Source organism: Hymenobacter negativus (assembly GCF_016056375.1).
GTDB lineage: Bacteria > Bacteroidota > Bacteroidia > Cytophagales > Hymenobacteraceae > Hymenobacter > Hymenobacter negativus_A.
Window position 1 is genome coordinate 235,859 of the sequence record NZ_JAEDAE010000002.1, and the last position, 16,242, is coordinate 252,100.

Sequence of the window (16,242 nt, forward strand, 5' to 3'; positions counted from 1 at the left end):
GTTCGGCAGCGGTGCCGGAATGACTAACCGCACGGGCCGGCAAAATAATTTCGATTCGAATCGGGGCAATCGCAGTCGAGTTGCTACCTTACCGTTATGAAACACGGTTTACCTAAATATATTTCTACTATCTACCTTCTTGTTGTCGTTTCGGCCCTTTGGCCGGGAAGGATGGTGCGGGCGCAGGGCAACGGCTCCGGGGTGCGTGGGGCCCGTGCCGCCGCGCTCAGCAATGCCTCGGTGGCCATCGCCGGCGAGGTGTGGAGCATGGGCAACAACGTGGCCGGCATCAGCGAAATTCAACGGCCCAGCGTGGGTTTCTACGCCGAAAACCGCTATTTAAGCTCGGCCCTGAACGTGGGCGCGCTCACCGTGGCCCTGCCCCTGGGCCGCACCACCGCCCCCGACGCGGGCGGCGTAATGCCCGGGGCCGAAGGTGCCGCGCCGTCACTTAGCCCTGCGGTCGCGCCTACCTGGGCCCGCAATGGGGTGGTGGCCCTGGAAGTTCAGCGCTTCGGCGGGGTACTTTACAATGAAACCCGCGTGGGCGCGGGCTACGCCTACCGCTTCGGCCAAATCAGCCTGGGGGCGCGGGCCGATATGCTGCAAGTAAGCATCGAGGGCCTGGGCAGCCGGCGCGTGGTGCTGGGCACGCTGGGCGGGCAGATTGAAATCGTGCCCCGTCGGCTCAGCTTCGGCGCTTCGCTCTATAATATCAGCCAGACCAAGCTGGCCAGCTACCAGGACGAGCGAGTGCCCACCATCCTCAAAGCCGGCCTGGCCTACCGCCCCGGCAGCCAGGTGCTGCTGCTGGTGGAGACGGAAAAGGATGTGGAGCGCGCCGCCAACTTTAAGGTGGGGCTGGAATACCGGCCGGTACCGGTGCTGGCTGCGCGCCTGGGCTTGGCCTCACTCACCGAGCAGGCCAGCGCGGGCATTGGCGTGCTGGCCGGCGCGTTTCAGATTGACTACGCAGCGGCGTTTCAGCAGGCGCTGGGCTTCAGCCAGCATTTGAGCGTGAGTAAATCGTGGGGCGGGAAGCAATGAGGAAAAATCTACGCTTGCACTCATTTTTCAGCGTACGAAATGGCCTGGCCGGCCTTGTGGTTTGTGGGGCCTTGTTTACCAGACAAGCTGCAAACGCCCAAGACTACGTGCGCCGGGCGCCTGATTTGGACCGCCTGACGCAGGAGCTATTTGCCGAAATCCAATCGGACGAAGTGCCCTACGAGGACCTCTACGAGACGCTGCTCCAGTATTACCAAACGCCCATCAACCTCAACACCGCCACCCGCGAGGAGCTGCGCTCGCTGCTACTGCTCAATGAAAACCAGATAACCACGCTGCTCAACCACCGCCAGGCCAACGGCGACCTGCTGAGCGTGTATGAGCTGCAAAGCATCGATGGCTACGACCTGCGCACGATAAACCGGATTTTGCCCTTCGTGAGCGTGCAGGCGGGCGGGGCCAATTCCAGCCGGGGTACCCTGTGGCAGCGCATTGCCCGCGAAGACAATAACGCCCTGTACCTGCGCTACGAGCGGGTGCTGCAGCAGCGCCAGGGCTACACGCCACCCACGCTCTACCAGGGCCAGCCCACCACGCGTTACCTCGGCTCGGCCGATAAGATGCTGATTCGCTACCGGGTGAGCCACACCAAGGATTTCAGCGTGGGCTTTTCGATGGAAAAGGACGCCGGGGAGCCTTTAGTATGGAACCCCAAAAATGGGCAGTTTGGGGCCGATTACGTGTCGGCGCACTTGCTCATTCAGGAGCGGGGCAAGCTGAAATCGTTGGCGCTGGGCGACTACCAGCTGCAATTTGGGCAGGGTTTGCTGCTGTCATCGGGCTTGGGTGTGGGCAAGGGCGCAGAAACGATTACCACGCTGCGGCGCTCGTCGGTGGGCGTGCGGGCGTACTCGTCGCTGCTCGAAAACTCGTTTTTCCGGGGCGGCGCGGCCACGTACCAGGTGGCGCCTACGGTGCAGGCTACGGGGTTTGTATCGCACAAGAACGTGGATGCCAACCTCCAGCAAAGCCAGGATTCGCTGGCGCAGTACGACGAATTCACTTCGGGCCTGCTTTACACCGGCTTCCACCGTACGGCCTCGGAAATTGCCAACCGCCACCGGCTGGCCGAAACCGTTGGGGGCGGCAATGCCACCTACACCAGCCGTGACGGCAACCTGGCCATCGGGGCCACCGGCGTGTTCACTCACTACGGCACGCCCATTCTCAAGCGCCCTGAGCCCTACAACTACTTCGAGTTCAGTGGGCGCGACAACCTGGCCCTGAGCCTGAATTACAGCTATGTCTACCGCAATTTCCTGCTGTTTGGCGAAACGGCGCGCAGCACCGGCGGCGGCTTGGGCACCGTGAACGGCCTGCTGGCCAGCCTCGGCTCCAGCGTGGACGCGGCCCTGCTGGTGCGCCACTACGACGCCGATTTCCACACCCTCTACGGCAATGCTTTCAGCGAAAACACCCGCAACATCAACGAAACCGGCGTTTACATCGGCTTGAAAGTGCGGCCCGTGGCCCGCTGGGAAATCTCGGCCTACTACGACCAGTTCCGCTTCCCGTGGCTGCGCTACCGCGCCAGCGCCCCCACCGATGGCCACGATGCGCTGGTGCGTGTGGCCTACTCGCCCACCAAAACCAGCCTGCTCTACGTGCAGCTGCGTCAGCGCCTCAAGCCCCGCGACCTGGCCAGCACCGACCTGCTCAACCTCGACCCCACCCGCGCCCTGCCGCTGCCCGGCGAGCAGCTGCGCCAGAGCATTCTGGTGTACTACAACACGGCTATTTCGCCGCAATTGGAACTGCGCACCCGCATGCAGGCCCTGCGCCTGCGCGATGACGACGGTCTGGCGTGGCGCAGCGGCTACGTGCTAGCCCAGGATGTGGGCTACCAGTTCAATCGCACCCTCAAGCTCACGGCCCGCTATTCCATCTTCGATGCCGACGACTACGACTCGCGCCAGTACGTGTACGAGCAGGATGTGCTACTGGCCGTATCTGTGCCGGCGCTCTACGGCCAAGGCACGCGGGTGTACGGCATCGCCGAAATTCGCGTCAACCGTGCCATGACGCTCTGGCTGCGCTACGCCGAAACCCGCTACCGCCACCAGGACGTGGTGGGCACGGGCCTGGAATCCATTCAGGGCTCGGTGCGTGGCGAGGTGAAAGCGCAACTGCGGGTGAAGTTTTAGCGGGCCGTCTGTCATTGCGAGGCCGCAGGCCCAAGCAATCCGTCCTGTCAAAACCAGACACTTTCTTTTGCCAGAAAGCCCCGGTACTGCAGTGCCGGGGCTTTCTATTGTTGAAATAGGCTTGTCACATCTCAAGGGTTTGCCGCTAAGAGAGGACGGATTGCTTCGGCCTGCGGCCTCGCAATGACAGGCGTTTGGCTAGCTTTCTGTTTTCAGCAAAACCACCGCTGTCTTATCCGCAGCGCTGATTTTGCGGCGGAAGTCGAGGTAGCCGGCGTAGGCAGTTTTGGGCAGGTGTCCGCGCTTGAATTCCAGCCGACGGATGTACTGAATGGTGCCGTCGGGCAGGGTGGCGTACTGGCTGGCGTAGGTGCCGTAGGCGGTGCTCAGCTGCACGGGGGCGGGAAGGGTTTCGGGGTGGAAGCCGGCGGGCAGGTGCAGTCGCACGGTGTCGGCGTGTAGGCTGGCGTGGTCGAGCCACAGGTCGGTCTGACGCTCGCCTACTTGCGCGGGCAGGGCGGGCAGGCGGCTCAGCAGGTTGGGGTTGATGAACACGCGCTTGCCGCTGGGCGGGGCAAAGCCCGGCAGCGCCAGCGCCAGGTTCTCGACCACGCCCGGCAGCGGGCCGGCCGGGGCCGCCGCCAGGTTGAGTTTGGTGAGGGTGAAGGTCGGCAGCCGGAGGTGGTCGGTAATATATTTCTTCTGCTCTACCGGCCCCAGCCCGTGTAGCAAGTGGGCGTAGAGGTCCTGCTCCTGGCCGGTGCGCAGGGTGCGGGCCGTGGCCGTGGCGCTGCCCGTAGCATCCAGAAACAGGTCGAGGCGGCGCAGCTGGCGGTTTTCGGCGGTACTGTAGCGGGGCGTGGCCACCAGCTTGCCGCCCTCGGACGTGAGCAGCAGCGCGTGGCGGTTGCCCGTGAAGCTGCCCATGTAGCCGAAGGACTCGGTCTGGCTGGTGCATTCCAGCCACAGGGTATCGGCCTTGCTGTCTTTGGCCGGCGGCACGCACACAATGACGTGGTTGAACTGGGTGCTGGGGAAGTCGGCCCGAATGTCGGGCTCGTCGGAGCCGGCTTTTACCAGGGCCACGCAAGCCGGCACGCCCGCCGCGTTCAGCAGGGCCACGGTGTAGTTGCTTAGGGCTTTGCAGTCGCCGTAGCCATTACTGGCCACCGAGCTGGCCGGAAATGTTTGCCAGCCGCCCAGGCCCAGCTGTACCGAGATGTAGCGGGTGCTGCCCTGCAGCATCTCATACACGCGCTGAGCCCGGATGCGCGGGTCGGCGATGCCGCTGACCAGCGCGGTTACTTTGGCCGTGGTGGCGGGCGGCAGCACGTCGCGGCCGGCATTCAGCTCGTAGCTCCACCGCCCCAGGTTTTGCCAGGAAGTGGCCGAGCCTTTGTGGCCCTGCACCTCGAAGGTGCCGGGGGCTAATGCCACGGATGGCGTCAGGTCGGCCAGCGGCGGGGCGGCTTCTTCTTCGTCCACGGCCGGCAGGTTGGTCAGCGTCCACTCGTAGGTTTCCTGGCTGCCGGCGGTGGTGTGGTCTACGGCCGCGCCGGTGGGCAGCCGCCGCTCCTGGTAGCGCAGGGGCAATGCGCTGGGCGTAATTACGTGCAGCGTAGCCGACTGCACGGCCACACCCTCGGCCTCCTGCGGCTGCCAACTCGGATAGAACAACGTGTTGTCGGACACTATTTCGTAGTCAAACTCCACCGTGTAGGGGGCTTGGGGCTGGCGAAGGTCGGCAAAACGCGCCCGCACATCGGTCATAAAGCTGCCGTTGCCGTCGTCAATGCCCTGGTCGTGGATTTCGGCGGCCCGCAGCTGGTGTAGCAGGCGGCCGTCGGCATCGTACACGGCCCCGCGCAGGTAACTCAGCGAGTTCAGCGCGTCGTATTGCACCCCGAAACGCCCTAAGTTATCGGCAGCATCGTTGAGCACCGTCACCACGCGGTGCACGGTGTGCACCAGTCGGCCGGCCGATTTCACAGTCACCACCTCGTCATCGGCCCGCACCACGGCGTTAGCGCCTTCGCGCAGTGCCGTCGGAATGTCGGCCACCGCGTATTTGGGCGCGGGCGCGGCCGGATGTATCAGGAAGCTACTGAGGGGCAGCGCGGCCAGGAAAGGAAGCAGGGTTTTCACTGAAATGAAAATAAGGGTAGCTAGAAAAGGCCTCAGTAGTCGGCTAAGCTTTCTTCTTGATAATCAACCGCTCGTTTTGCTTTTCCAGCATCAGGCGGTAGAACTCGCGCAGCTGCGCATATTCTTCGGCCGCGTACACGGGCTTGCGCAGGCTCATGCGGCTCGTGAGCTGCACCACGCCAGGCGCGCCGGCCGTGACGGTGCAGATGAAGCGACCGCCGCCTTCGGGCAGGTCCACCACGGTGGGCTTGGGCATTTCGGCCAGCTCGTAGCCGGCCGGTAGCGTCAGGGTCACCATCGTGGTTTCGTCCTGCGGCGCGCCAAAGTCCACGGGAAACAGCCGGTCATCGTGCCGGAAAGGGTTCTGCTCGGTGCCGAACTCGCGGAGCGGGCTCAGGTAGAGCAGGTCGGCGGTGGCGTTGTCGTCGGCGGGCTGGGTAAACTCGTAGTCCAGGGCCAGGGGCTTGGCTACGTTTTCGCGTTCGCCCACGGTCAGCTTGGGCACGGTCCAGCCGCTGTGCGGGCGGGTCATCTGGGCCAAGTATTTCTTTTCGCCCAGGCTGCTCAGTTCTTCGCGGGCATCGGCCCCGGCGTAGCCGCCGTGCTCCTCGTGCACCTTGCCCGTGAGGCCGCCTTTAGCGTCCATGGTGAGAGCTACCTGCTGGTAGTGCACGTAGCGCTGGGCCGGGGCCAGCTCCACCCAGCGGCCCTGCTCTGAGTTTTTCATGATGAGGCGGCCGGCCTGGTTCAGGCAGCGCTTGGGCAGCACGCCGCAGGGCAGCATCGGCTCGGTAGCATCCACCAGCAGGTCTTTGCCATCGGCCAGCGGCACCAGCGCCAGCACGTAGTTGAAGCGGGAAATCATGGGCTGCGACTGGTCGACGCGACCGTGGTTGCGGGTGCTTAGTATCAGCGGATTGGCGGGAATGCCGGCCATGCGCAGGCCCGAGATGAGCAGCAGGTTCACGTCGGCTGCCGTGCCGTGGTGGGCATCAAAAGCTTTGCGCAGCGACGCCGTGGTGGAGTAGTGGTTGGTGCCATCGTAGCGCACGGCGGCCATCACCACCTCGCGCACGGCAGCAGCGCGGGCCTGCACATCGGGGTATTTGGCCACCAGCGGCATAATCTGGTCCTTTAGAAAGCCGCCCCGGTCGAGCTGCCCGCCAAAGTTGTCGCTGCTCAGCAGCTCCATGTCGATTTTGGCCCAGGTGCCGGACACGTTCAGGTAGGGCTGGTTCGGAAACTGCTGGCCGGCCATCTGGAAGGTAATGCGGTCCAGATAGTCTTCTGAGGTGGTCATATATGGTTCGTCGCGGAAAGCCGGGACGTCTTTCATGGCCCAGACGTAGTGGGTGGCGTGCGCCGTAACGGCATCATTAGTCGCCGCCTCGCGGTTGGTCGCCAGCCCGCCTCCCGTAAAACCGCCCGCCGTATGCACCGTGAACTGCGCCGCGCTCTCGCTCTGCGTCTGCACGGCCAGGGAGTGGTAGCCCTGTTGCAGCATCTTGTAGTGGAAGTACTCCGGAATATTGGCCCGAAACTCGCTCCACCGCACCGGAATATCGCGCTGGAAGGTCCAGTCCTGGAAATTGAACAGAAAGTCGGAAATCACCGTGTAGTTGTACTCAATCACCGAGCCCTCGCGCACGTCGGGCATCGTGAACTTGCGCACCCGCACGTTGGCCGTCCGGTCTTCGGTGAAGGTGTTGCTGCCGTCCAGTTTCGTTTTCACCACCTGGCCATTCACCAGGTTGTAGGTAGTGCCGCGCAGGCCGGTAATCTTCTCCTGGCTGTCGTCGCGATGGTAGAGGGGGATTTCCACCGTGGCCGCGTCATAGCCGGCTTTTTTCAGGATTTTGATGCGCGTGGTGCGCTCCGATATCAGCTGAAAACTGTTGTTATTGTACTGGAAATTGGTGGTGCCGTAGTCGCAGAGCACCACCGCCGCGGCGGCACTGTCGCCCACAAACGGTGCGGCTGTAAAATCCTTGGGGTCGGGTTTGCCAAGTTTGATGGGTTCGGTCTGGGCCTGGGCCGAGAGGCTGGCCAGTACCAGGGCGGCCAATGCCGCCGGGTAGCGTAACGAGTGCTTCATAAGCTAAAGAGAGTGGAAAATATTGGTTACTAGTTGATTGGCGAAAAGCCCTGGCGTTTAGCTGCCGGCTTTCTTTTGAATGATGAGTTTTTCGCCCTGCTTTTCGAGCAGCAGGCGGTAGAACTCGCGCAGGTTGGGGTATTGTGCGGCGCTGTATACTGCTTGGCTCAGGCTAAGGCGGCTGGTGAGCATCACCGCGCCCGGCGTGGCCGCCACGCTGCACACGAAGCGGCCGCCGCCGCCGGGCAGCTCCACCACGACGGGCTTGGGCACGGCAGCCAGCTCGTAGCCGGCCGGTAGCGTCAGGCTCACGACCAGCGTTTCGTCCTGGGGAATGCCGAAATCGACGGGAAAGTCCCGCTGCTCGCGCCGAAACGGATTTTGGCCAATGCCAAATTCGGCCAGCGGGCTCAGATAAAGCGGGCCGGTGGCCGTGGCGCCCTCGGCGGGCTGCGTGAATTCGTAGTCCAACACCAAGGGTTTTTCCACGTTGTCGGCGTGGGTCAGGGCGGGCTTGGTTAGCGTCCAGCTTTCGTGGCGCTGGGTGGCGGTGGCCAGGTATTTCTTCTCACCCTGGCCGGCCAGCCGGGCGCGGGCTTCGGCCGCTGCGTAGCCGCCGTGCTCGTCGTGCACCTTGCCCGTGAGGCCGCCCTGGGCGTCCAGCGCGAGGGCCACCTGCTGGTAGCGCACGCGGCGCAGGGCGGGCGCCAGGTCCACCCAGCGGCTGTCTTCGGGCTTCTTGGTGATGAGGCGGGCCACCCGGTTGAGGCAGCGCGGGGGCAGCACGCCGCACGGCAGCAGGGGCTCGGTGGCATCCAGCAGCAGGTCTTTGCCATCGACTAGGGGCACCAGCGCGGCCACGTAGTTGAAGCGCTCCAGCAACGGGTATTCCTTGCTCACGGAGCCGTGGTCGCGGGTGCTCAGCAGCAGCGGGTGCGCCGGTATGCCGGCCTCGCGCAGGGCCGCCAGCAGCAGCAGGTTCACATCGGCCGAGGTGCCGCGGTGGGCATCAAAGGCCTTGCGCAGCGGCTCGGCGGCGTAGTAGCGGTCGGTGCCGTCGTAGCGCACGGCGGCCATCACCATCTCGCGCACGGCGGCAGCCCGGTCCATCAGCGCCGGGTATTTGGTAGCCAGACCCTGCAGCTGGTCCTGCATAAAACCGATGTGGCTACCCAGGCGGCCACCAAACTCTTCGTCGGCCAGCAGGCGGGCGTTGATTTTCTCCCAGGTGCCGGTCAGGTCGTGGTAGGGCGAGTCGGGCCACTGTTCGCCGGTGAGCTCAAAATCGAGCCGGGCCACGTAGTCTGCGGCCGTGGTCATAAAGGGTTCCTCGCCGAAGGCCGGCACGTTCTTCAGCGCCCAGGTGTGCTCCTCGGTGGGCGCGCTGATGTTGAGCGTGCCCACCGTTTGCCCACCGGCAATGCCCGCGCTCGAAGGAATTTTATTATCGAGCACCAGATTGGTCGAGCCCACCGCAGTGTTGTTCACGGCGAAGGCCTGCGCGCCCTGATAAAGGATTTTGTAGCGGTAAAATGACGGAATGCTCACCCTGTACTCGCTCCAGCGTACCGGAATGTCGCGCTGAAACGTCCAATCCTGAAAATTGAATAGGTAATCCGACGTCAGGGTGTAGGCAAACTCCACCACCGAGCCCACCCGCACATTGGGCAGCGTAACTTTCTGCACGTTGATGGTGGGCGTGCGCTTTTCCAGAAACACGCCGCTGGTTTCGAGCCGGGTTTTTTCTACGGCATTGTTCACCAGGTTGTAGGTGAAGCCGCGCAGGTTCGACACCTTTTCCTGGTTGTCGTCGCGGTGGTAGAGCGGGATTTCGACGGTGGCGTACTCGTAGCCGGGTTTTTTGAGGATTTTGATGCGCGTCACCCGTTCAAAAACCACCTGGAAATTGCCAGCCTGTCCCTTCAGGCGCGAGCGGCCAAAGTCGCACAACACCACGGCTGAAGCCGCCGAGTCATTCACGAACGGAGCGGCCGTGAGCTCGCGGCTGTCTATCACCCCAAACTTAATCGGCTCATTCTGGGCCCGGGCCGAATAGCTGATTACCAGCAGAAACGCCGACATTAGGCCCGACCAGCGGCCAGGAATTAGAGATGATGACATGCAGAAAAAAGAAAGGGATAGACAATCTTTGAACTGCTAAAACTACTGGAATTCAATCGAAAATCATCAATTTTTCATTTTGTTTTTCTGGATTAAGCGGGGTAGGGGTGTGGCGAATCCTTCCCCGGGAGTTGAGCAGAATCGTTCTGGCAGTTGCTAACGACCGGACGGAGACAAGCCCTGCCCTACACTGCGAACTATTTGTTTGCGGACGGCGCGGCTACACCACCTCTTCCGCCGAGGGCTCGGGCACTGCATCGGCCGCCGCCGGATGGCCGGCGGGGCGGTCTGTGGATACCCGCATCAGGTAGACCAGCGCTGCCAGCACGCACAGCAGGCTCAGGCCGTGCACGTAGGGCAGGTGGGTGGCGTGGTTGCTGAAAATCCAGCCTGCCGCCAGCGCGCCCAGCCCAATGCCGGCTTCGAGGGCGATGTACATGGTGGCCACGGCGCGGCCCCGGCGGGCGGGCTCGCTCAGGTCGATGGTCCAGGCGTAAAGGGTGGGGGAGTTCAGACCCGTGCCCAGCCCAAATATTACCGCACCCAGCAAAAACACCGGCACTGAGGGCGTGAAAACCAGCAGGACGAGTCCGCCGGCCAGCATAGCCGTGGACCAGCGCAGCACCGGCACCCGCCCGTATTTGTCCGACGACTTGCCCGCCACCAGCCGCACCGCCAGCGAGGCAATGGTGTAGCACAGGTAAAACCAGCCCTTGTGCGAGCCCGTGAGGCCCAGCAGCCGGCTCTGGTCGGGTATCACGGTGAGCACCGCCCCGAACGGGAACAGGCACAGCAGCGTGGTGAGGGCCGCCGGCAGCACCTTGGGTTCCAATACTTCGCCCCAGTTCAATTTCAGCAGCCCGAAGCTGAATTTCTCGCGCTGGGCCTGGGGCAGTGTTTCGGTGAGGGTGCCTTGCACCACCAGCGAGAGCAACGCCGCCGCACTGGAGCAGTAAAACATGGTGTTGAGGGAGAACGTGGCCGCCACCCACGAGCCGAAAGCCGGCCCGGCCGCCATGCCCAGGCTGCCCGTCACGCCCAGCAGGCCCATGGCCTCGCCGCGCCGCTCCACGGGCACGATGTCGGCAATGAAGGCGGCCGTGCCCGTGGGCTTGAAGCCCGTGCTGAACCCGTGCAATAGCCGCAGCCCCAGAAACCCCGTGACCGTGAGCGCCCACGGGTAGAAAAACCCGCACACAAAGCACACCAGCGAGCCAAACACCATCACCGGGATGCGACCCACGGTATCGGCCAGCTTGCCCGAAAACGGCCGGCTGAGTCCCGCCGTGAGGGTGAACAAGGCAATGATGAAGCCCTTGTACTCGCCCCCGCCCAGCCGGGTGAGGTGGTCGGGCAGCTCGGGCAGCAGCAGGTTGAAGCTGAGAAAAAACAGAAACGACGACAGGCACATCAGCCAGAAGCCGGCGGAGTAGGGGCGGGAAGCAGGAGCAGCAGTTACGGGCATGAGCGCCGCAAAGGTCGGCAGGAATAGGGTGGCCGTGGCGACCGCGCGGCGGCGAACTGGCGCACCCGGGTATGCTTCCGGCATAACTACCCGGCCAACGCTCCCGTAATGAGCCACTAATCTGGGCCAGCTACCAATCGTGGCACCTTATTTGGCTGGCGTTTGGCCGGAGCAACCTGCTCCGCTCTCACTTCTAAAAAAATAATACGATGAACAACCTCGTTAAAAAAATCTCGGTAACGCTTTTCGTCGCTGGACTCACATTGAGCGGACTAGTCGCCCACGCACAAACCGGCAACCAGGAGGGCGGCGCCAAAGGCAAAGGTGCCTTTGTGCGCAAGGTCGATTACACGGATTGCATCCCGAATTCGTTGCTGGGCGTGTCCGGCCTGAATAGCTGTCTGACTATGTCGCAGTCAAAATTCGTGCTTACGCCTTCGGGCAATGCCATGTCGGTGTGGCAAGGCACGGTGCCTGCCACCGCGCGCCCTAGCCAGCGAGTGGTGTACAACTCGACCTGGAATGAGACCGACCAGCGCGGCGTGCCCCACAGCTACAACACCGAAGCCGTAACCATGCCCGACGGCACCATCAAGCTCACCCTCACCGACAATGGCAAAGGAAACGGCAAAGGCAAAAAGTAAGCCTTTCGGATGCTGAGATGATGTGTAACGAAAAAGGCCTTGGCAATCATGCCAAGGCCTTTTTGTTGACCGAATATCTTGCCTTCAGTGGCGTTCATGGAGACTGAATGCGTTCAGTCTCCGACTGCGGCCTGACACATGTGAAATTCGGCGGAAAACAGCCCGGATGCCGTCGCCGAAGGATGCTTATTGTGCCGCATCCGGGGCGGAAGCAATGCCCATTGGCAGCTGTGCCGCTTTCGCGCCCATGGTATCGGCTGCCCGTTCCAGGGCGGCGTCATCCTTGACCTCCAGCCCCGCCAGCTGCTCGGGTGGCTGAACGCGGCCCTGCTGCTGTTGCACCACATGCCAGGCTTCGTGCGGCATGTGGTGCTCCTGCCCCGGCGCTACGTGAATATCCGTACCCTGCGCATAGGCCAGCGCCTCCAGTTGCACGGGTTTGGCCGAATTGTACTGCACCCTTGCCTCAGCTAGTGACTGGCCGGAGAGGCTTTCTACGCCCGCCTTGAGCTGGTCGGGCAAGGCCGTGCTATTGCGTTTTGGCTGCCTGGGTTTCTTCATGTTATCCGAAACCGGTTAAAACTTGCTGGGGTCTTTGCCTTTGGCCTGCATGGCCTGTTCCAGGTCGGCAATCATGGCTTTTACTTTGGCATTGGTGCCGGCCAGCATCTCAAACCAGAGCTTGTCGCGGAAGCCTTCGGGCGGAGTAGATTGTTCCAGCGCGCCCATCGAGCCATCGCGGGCCACGGGGCCGTTGGTGAGGATGTTCTGGTGCTTGAAGCCGGTCATGAGGTACTTGTAGCGGCCATCCTTCACGTAAATGGTTTGGGTGTGCACCACGAAGCCCATGGGCGTGCCGTGCGAGAAAAACAGGATGCCGCCCTTGGCCAGCAGCTTGCCCTGCTCCTTGTCCTTGATTTGCACCACGTCGTTGGCCGACTGGTAGGTTTTGGCCATCCACTCCAGGGCGCGGTCGTAGAGCTGGTTTTGGGTCGCGCCGGGCACTTCCACCACGCCCTCGTAGGTGACGCGGTGCGTTTGCTCATCAATCGGCAGTAGCGTGCCATCGGCCAGCCGGGGCTGCAGGTTTGGTACCTGTGCGTCGGGGTCGATGAGCTGCTCGCTGGCAGCCAGAAACAGGAACCCGGTGCGCTTCACCACCAGCCAGCGCGGCGAGTAGCGTCCCACCACCGTGGCCGTTTCGTTGGGAGCCAGGGAGGTGCTGGCGGCGCGCGCGGTATCGGCCGGGCTGCGGTAGAGCGGCACCCGCTCGCTGCCCGCCCGGTAGGTTTTGGGCGGGTCGGAGGCGGGAAGTTTCTGGGCAGCCACGGCCGCGGGCAGCAGCAGAGCCGCCAGCAGCCCGATAAGTAGCAATCGGTTCATGCAGGGAAAGAAGAAGGGGCAGGGCTGCTGATAGCGGCGTGCTCCGGCCGGTGGGGCGGGGGGATAAAAAGCAAGGGGTTGCTTTGCGCACCGGCCTAAAAGGTTGCCGCTGGAAATGATGGAGCAAGATAAGCCAGTTTAGCGGCTTGCACGGTGTACTCGCGCTGCAGCGTGCGGGCCGATGCCTTTTTGCTTCTTATTGTGGCGCTAGTGTGGCTTCCGCTGGGCTGTGACATAAAGAAGCCCCAGCCGCTGGTGGGGCTGGGGCTTCGAGGAGAAATGGTGACTGGCATACAGGCGCGAGTTTAGTGCAGCGTAACTTGTGCCTGATATCCAGATGATTTGAGGGAACTTCCAGTCTAAAGGCCTTCTTTATAGCTGTAACATATTATTTCGTAGAGGGTTATCTTTTTAGTCCAAACAGGTAGGCTAACGAGGCTTGCCAACTCCGACTGTAATTTGAGGCATTTGCATGGGTGCCAAGAGTAGTATAGGGTACGGCTAAATTGACCCCGCCCCAAGTATAATTGGCCTGAAGTTGGAGCTTTTGGTAACGGTAGCCCACGCCTACGATAAGGCCGGCATCAAGGCGCTGAGAAGAATACTCATCATAAGCCAATGGGGATTGATTAGGTACTATCCGTCCGGTGGTCACCTTAGTTGAGCTTCCGCTAATAAAGTTGCGCTGGTAGTTGCCGCCCACCAGCAGGGCCAGGTAGGCCCCCGCCAGCAGTTGCACACCCTGGCCGTCTTTCTGGGGGGAGACAACGCATTTAACGGGTAAGGTGAGATAGTTGAGGCGGTAAATGTCCTCGAAGTGGGACGTAGAAAGGGCATTGCCGGTGGTTAAACGGTAGCCTTTCTGAGAAAAAAGCAACGCCGGCTGCAAGGCAACATAGCCCAGTTGAAGGCTGCTCAATACACCCGCTTCAATGCCAAGCCGAATGCGCGTCTCATAGTCAACGTACTCGTAGCTGGCATAAGAAGCATTCAGGCCCACTTGCGGCCCAATGCTAAAGGTCGTTTGAGCAAAGCTACACCTTCCTGCCAGCGCCAGACTGCCGGTAAGTAATAGTGTGCGGAGAGCAGATGAAAACATGAGAGGTGATTGATTCGAACAGCTCGGCCGTTTATGGTTGTGAAAAATGCAGGCCTAATGCTGCTGAGGGCCTTTACAAGATGCCGGCGCAATATAAGAGGGTGGCCGCCCCATCCCCTGCCAAAACGGCTGCCCCCGCCTCCCGGCCCCAACTTTGCCATCTGCCTGGCAATGTTTGAATTTCTGAAATCCATCTCCGCCAAGAACCCCAACGGCCGGCGCGGCCCCGAGCAGCCCGCCGTGAGCGTGCGCGAGCGGGTATCGGCCCTGCGCCACCTGCCCGCCTTCCTGAAACTCATCTGGTCCACCAGCCCCCGGCTGGCCCTGGCCAACATCGCCCTGCGTCTCGTGCGGGCTTTTTTGCCACTGGCTACGCTCTACGTCGGCCGCCTGATTATTGACCAAGTGGTGGCCCTCACCAAGCTGCCATCTTGGACATTGAATCTAATAGATGTAAGGGTATACCACTTCGTGGTCCTCGAGTTCGGCCTCGTGCTGCTCACCGATGCCCTGGGCCGCGCCGTGGCCCTGCTCGACTCGCTGCTCGGCGACCTATTCGCCAACCAGTCGTCCATCCGCCTCATGGAGCACGCCGCCCGCCTCGACCTCGACCAGTTCGAAGACAGCACCTTCTACGACAAGCTGGAGCGCGCCCGCCGCCAAACCCTCTCCCGCACCGTGCTCATGAGCCAGGTGCTCAGCCAGGGCCAGGACATGGTGACGCTCGTGCTGCTGGCCGGCGGCCTCGTGGCCTTCCAGCCCTGGCTGCTGGGGCTGCTGCTGCTGGCCGTGGTGCCCGCCTTCCTCGGCGAGTCGCACTTCAACGAGCGCAGCTATTCCCTCTCGCACTCCTGGACGCCCGAGCGCCGCGAGCTCGACTACCTCCGCCAAACCGGCGCCTCCGACGAAACCGCCAAGGAAGTCAAGATTTTCGGCCTCTCCGATTTCCTCATCAACCGCTTCCGCGAGCTCTCCGACGACTTCTACCGCCAAAACAAAAGCCTCGTGCTGCGCCGCGCCGGCTGGGGCACGCTCTTTGCCGCCATCGGCGCCGCCGGCTACTACGGCGCCTACGTCTACATCATCGCCCGCACCGTGGCCGGCAGCATCTCGCTGGGCCAGCTCACTTTCCTGGCCGGCTCCTTCGCCCGCCTGCGCGGCCTGCTCGAAGGCATCCTCAGCCGCTTCAGCTCCGTGGCCGACGGGGCCTTGTATCTGCAGGATTTCTTCGACTTCTTTGCGCTGCGGCCGCGCATTGTGCGCCAGGACCTTACCGGCGAAAGACCCATACCTTTCCCCCGGCCCATTCAGCAGGGTTTCGAGTTTGAAAACGTCGGGTTCCAGTACAAGAATGGTACAAAATGGGCCATCCGCAACCTAAGTTTTAAGCTGCAAGCCGGCGAAAAGCTGGCCCTCGTGGGCGAAAACGGCGCCGGCAAAACCACCCTCGTCAAGCTCCTGGCCCGCCTCTACGACCCCACCGAAGGCCGTATCCTGCTCGACGGCCACGATTTGCGCGAGTACGACCCCGCCGAGCTGCGCCAGGAAATCGGCGTCATCTTCCAGGATTTTGTGCGCTTCCAGCTCCCCGCCGGCCAGAACCTCGCCGTCGGCCGCATCGACGAGCGCCACAACCAGCCCCGCATCGAAACCGCCGCCCAGCAAAGCCTCGCCGATACCGTCATCGCCAAGCTCCCCGGCGGCTACGACCAAATGATTGGCCGCCGCTTCAACGGCGGCGTGGACCTGAGCGGCGGCGAGTGGCAGAAAATCGCCCTCGGCCGCGCCTACATGCGCGACGCCCAACTCCTCATCCTCGACGAGCCCACGGCAGCACTAGACGCCCGCGCCGAGTTCGAAGTCTTCGAGCGCTTCAAGGAGCTTACCCAGGGCAAAACCGCCGTCCTCATCAGCCACCGCTTCAGCACCGTCCGCATGGCCGACCGCATCCTGGTCATCGAAAATGGCCAGTTCGTGGAAATAGGCTCGCACGAGGAGCTGCTGGCGAAGGGCGGGCGCTACGCCGAGCTGTTTGCGCTGCAGGCGGCGGGGTACCGGTAGAGACGCAATATTTTGCG

Annotated in this window: 11 protein-coding genes; 4 read left to right on the forward strand and 7 right to left on the reverse strand. The window is 62.6% G+C overall.

What is annotated here, in order from left to right:
* The first annotated feature begins 96 nt into the window (after positions 1-96).
* Both I7X13_RS05910 and I7X13_RS05915 read left to right on the forward strand, forming a co-directional pair.
* The gene (locus I7X13_RS05910; protein ID WP_198074751.1) at positions 97-1,047 is read left to right on the forward strand and encodes a hypothetical protein; all 951 of its coding nucleotides are present in this window, start codon (positions 97-99) and stop codon (positions 1,045-1,047) included.
* A gap of 71 nt (positions 1,048-1,118) precedes the next feature.
* Entirely contained in the window at positions 1,119-3,212 is a 2,094-nt protein-coding gene (locus tag I7X13_RS05915) for a helix-hairpin-helix domain-containing protein (protein ID WP_233454691.1), read from the forward strand.
* Between the two features lie 198 nt (positions 3,213-3,410).
* On the opposite strand, the gene I7X13_RS05920 is transcribed toward I7X13_RS05915, so the two are convergent.
* The 4 genes from I7X13_RS05920 to I7X13_RS05935 form a co-directional block, all read right to left on the reverse strand.
* A complete protein-coding gene (locus tag I7X13_RS05920) occupies positions 3,411-5,357 on the reverse strand; it encodes a DUF3857 domain-containing protein (RefSeq protein WP_198074753.1) in 1,947 nt (648 codons plus the stop codon).
* Positions 5,358-5,400: 43 nt separating this feature from the next.
* Positions 5,401-7,452, reverse strand: coding sequence for a DUF3857 domain-containing protein (locus I7X13_RS05925; RefSeq protein ID WP_198074754.1), 2,052 nt, complete (start codon positions 7,450-7,452; stop codon positions 5,401-5,403).
* A gap of 57 nt (positions 7,453-7,509) precedes the next feature.
* A complete protein-coding gene (locus I7X13_RS05930; protein WP_198074755.1) occupies positions 7,510-9,573 on the reverse strand; it encodes a DUF3857 domain-containing protein in 2,064 nt (687 codons plus the stop codon).
* A gap of 220 nt (positions 9,574-9,793) precedes the next feature.
* Positions 9,794-11,038, reverse strand: a complete 1,245-nt coding sequence (locus I7X13_RS05935; protein ID WP_198074756.1) for an MFS transporter — start codon at positions 11,036-11,038, stop codon at positions 9,794-9,796.
* A 209-nt stretch (positions 11,039-11,247) separates the two neighbouring features.
* Between I7X13_RS05935 and I7X13_RS05940 the strand changes: the two genes are divergently transcribed.
* Entirely contained in the window at positions 11,248-11,682 is a 435-nt protein-coding gene (locus I7X13_RS05940) for a hypothetical protein (RefSeq protein ID WP_198066959.1), read from the forward strand.
* Positions 11,683-11,868: 186 nt separating this feature from the next.
* Here the strand turns inward: I7X13_RS05940 and I7X13_RS05945 are convergent, their stop codons facing one another.
* The 3 genes from I7X13_RS05945 to I7X13_RS05955 form a co-directional block, all read right to left on the reverse strand.
* Positions 11,869-12,243, reverse strand: a complete 375-nt coding sequence (locus I7X13_RS05945) for an eCIS core domain-containing protein (RefSeq protein ID WP_198074757.1) — start codon at positions 12,241-12,243, stop codon at positions 11,869-11,871.
* Positions 12,244-12,258: 15 nt separating this feature from the next.
* On the reverse strand, positions 12,259-13,065 hold the full coding sequence (locus I7X13_RS05950) for a DUF4468 domain-containing protein (protein WP_198074758.1): 807 nt from the start codon (positions 13,063-13,065) through the stop codon (positions 12,259-12,261).
* Between the two features lie 403 nt (positions 13,066-13,468).
* Entirely contained in the window at positions 13,469-14,164 is a 696-nt protein-coding gene (locus I7X13_RS05955) for a porin family protein (RefSeq protein ID WP_198074759.1), read from the reverse strand.
* Between the two features lie 171 nt (positions 14,165-14,335).
* On the opposite strand from I7X13_RS05955, the gene I7X13_RS05960 reads away from it, so the two are divergent.
* Positions 14,336-16,225 carry an ABC transporter ATP-binding protein gene (locus I7X13_RS05960; protein ID WP_198074760.1) on the forward strand — a complete coding sequence of 630 codons (1,890 nt, stop codon included), beginning with the start codon at positions 14,336-14,338 and terminating at the stop codon, positions 16,223-16,225.
* Positions 16,226-16,242 lie beyond the last annotated feature (17 nt).

Coding starts and splice junctions, on each gene's coding strand:
- I7X13_RS05910 (WP_198074751.1), top strand. CDS start 97: ATGAAACACGGTTTACCTAAATATATTTCTACTATCTACCTTCTTGTT.
- I7X13_RS05925 (WP_198074754.1), bottom strand. CDS start 7,452: ATGAAGCACTCGTTACGCTACCCGGCGGCATTGGCCGCCCTGGTACTG.
- I7X13_RS05930 (WP_198074755.1), bottom strand. CDS start 9,573: ATGTCATCATCTCTAATTCCTGGCCGCTGGTCGGGCCTAATGTCGGCG.
- I7X13_RS05935 (WP_198074756.1), bottom strand. CDS start 11,038: ATGCCCGTAACTGCTGCTCCTGCTTCCCGCCCCTACTCCGCCGGCTTC.
- I7X13_RS05940 (WP_198066959.1), top strand. CDS start 11,248: ATGAACAACCTCGTTAAAAAAATCTCGGTAACGCTTTTCGTCGCTGGA.
- I7X13_RS05945 (WP_198074757.1), bottom strand. CDS start 12,243: ATGAAGAAACCCAGGCAGCCAAAACGCAATAGCACGGCCTTGCCCGAC.
- I7X13_RS05950 (WP_198074758.1), bottom strand. CDS start 13,065: ATGAACCGATTGCTACTTATCGGGCTGCTGGCGGCTCTGCTGCTGCCC.
- I7X13_RS05955 (WP_198074759.1), bottom strand. CDS start 14,164: ATGTTTTCATCTGCTCTCCGCACACTATTACTTACCGGCAGTCTGGCG.
- I7X13_RS05960 (WP_198074760.1), top strand. CDS start 14,336: ATGTTTGAATTTCTGAAATCCATCTCCGCCAAGAACCCCAACGGCCGG.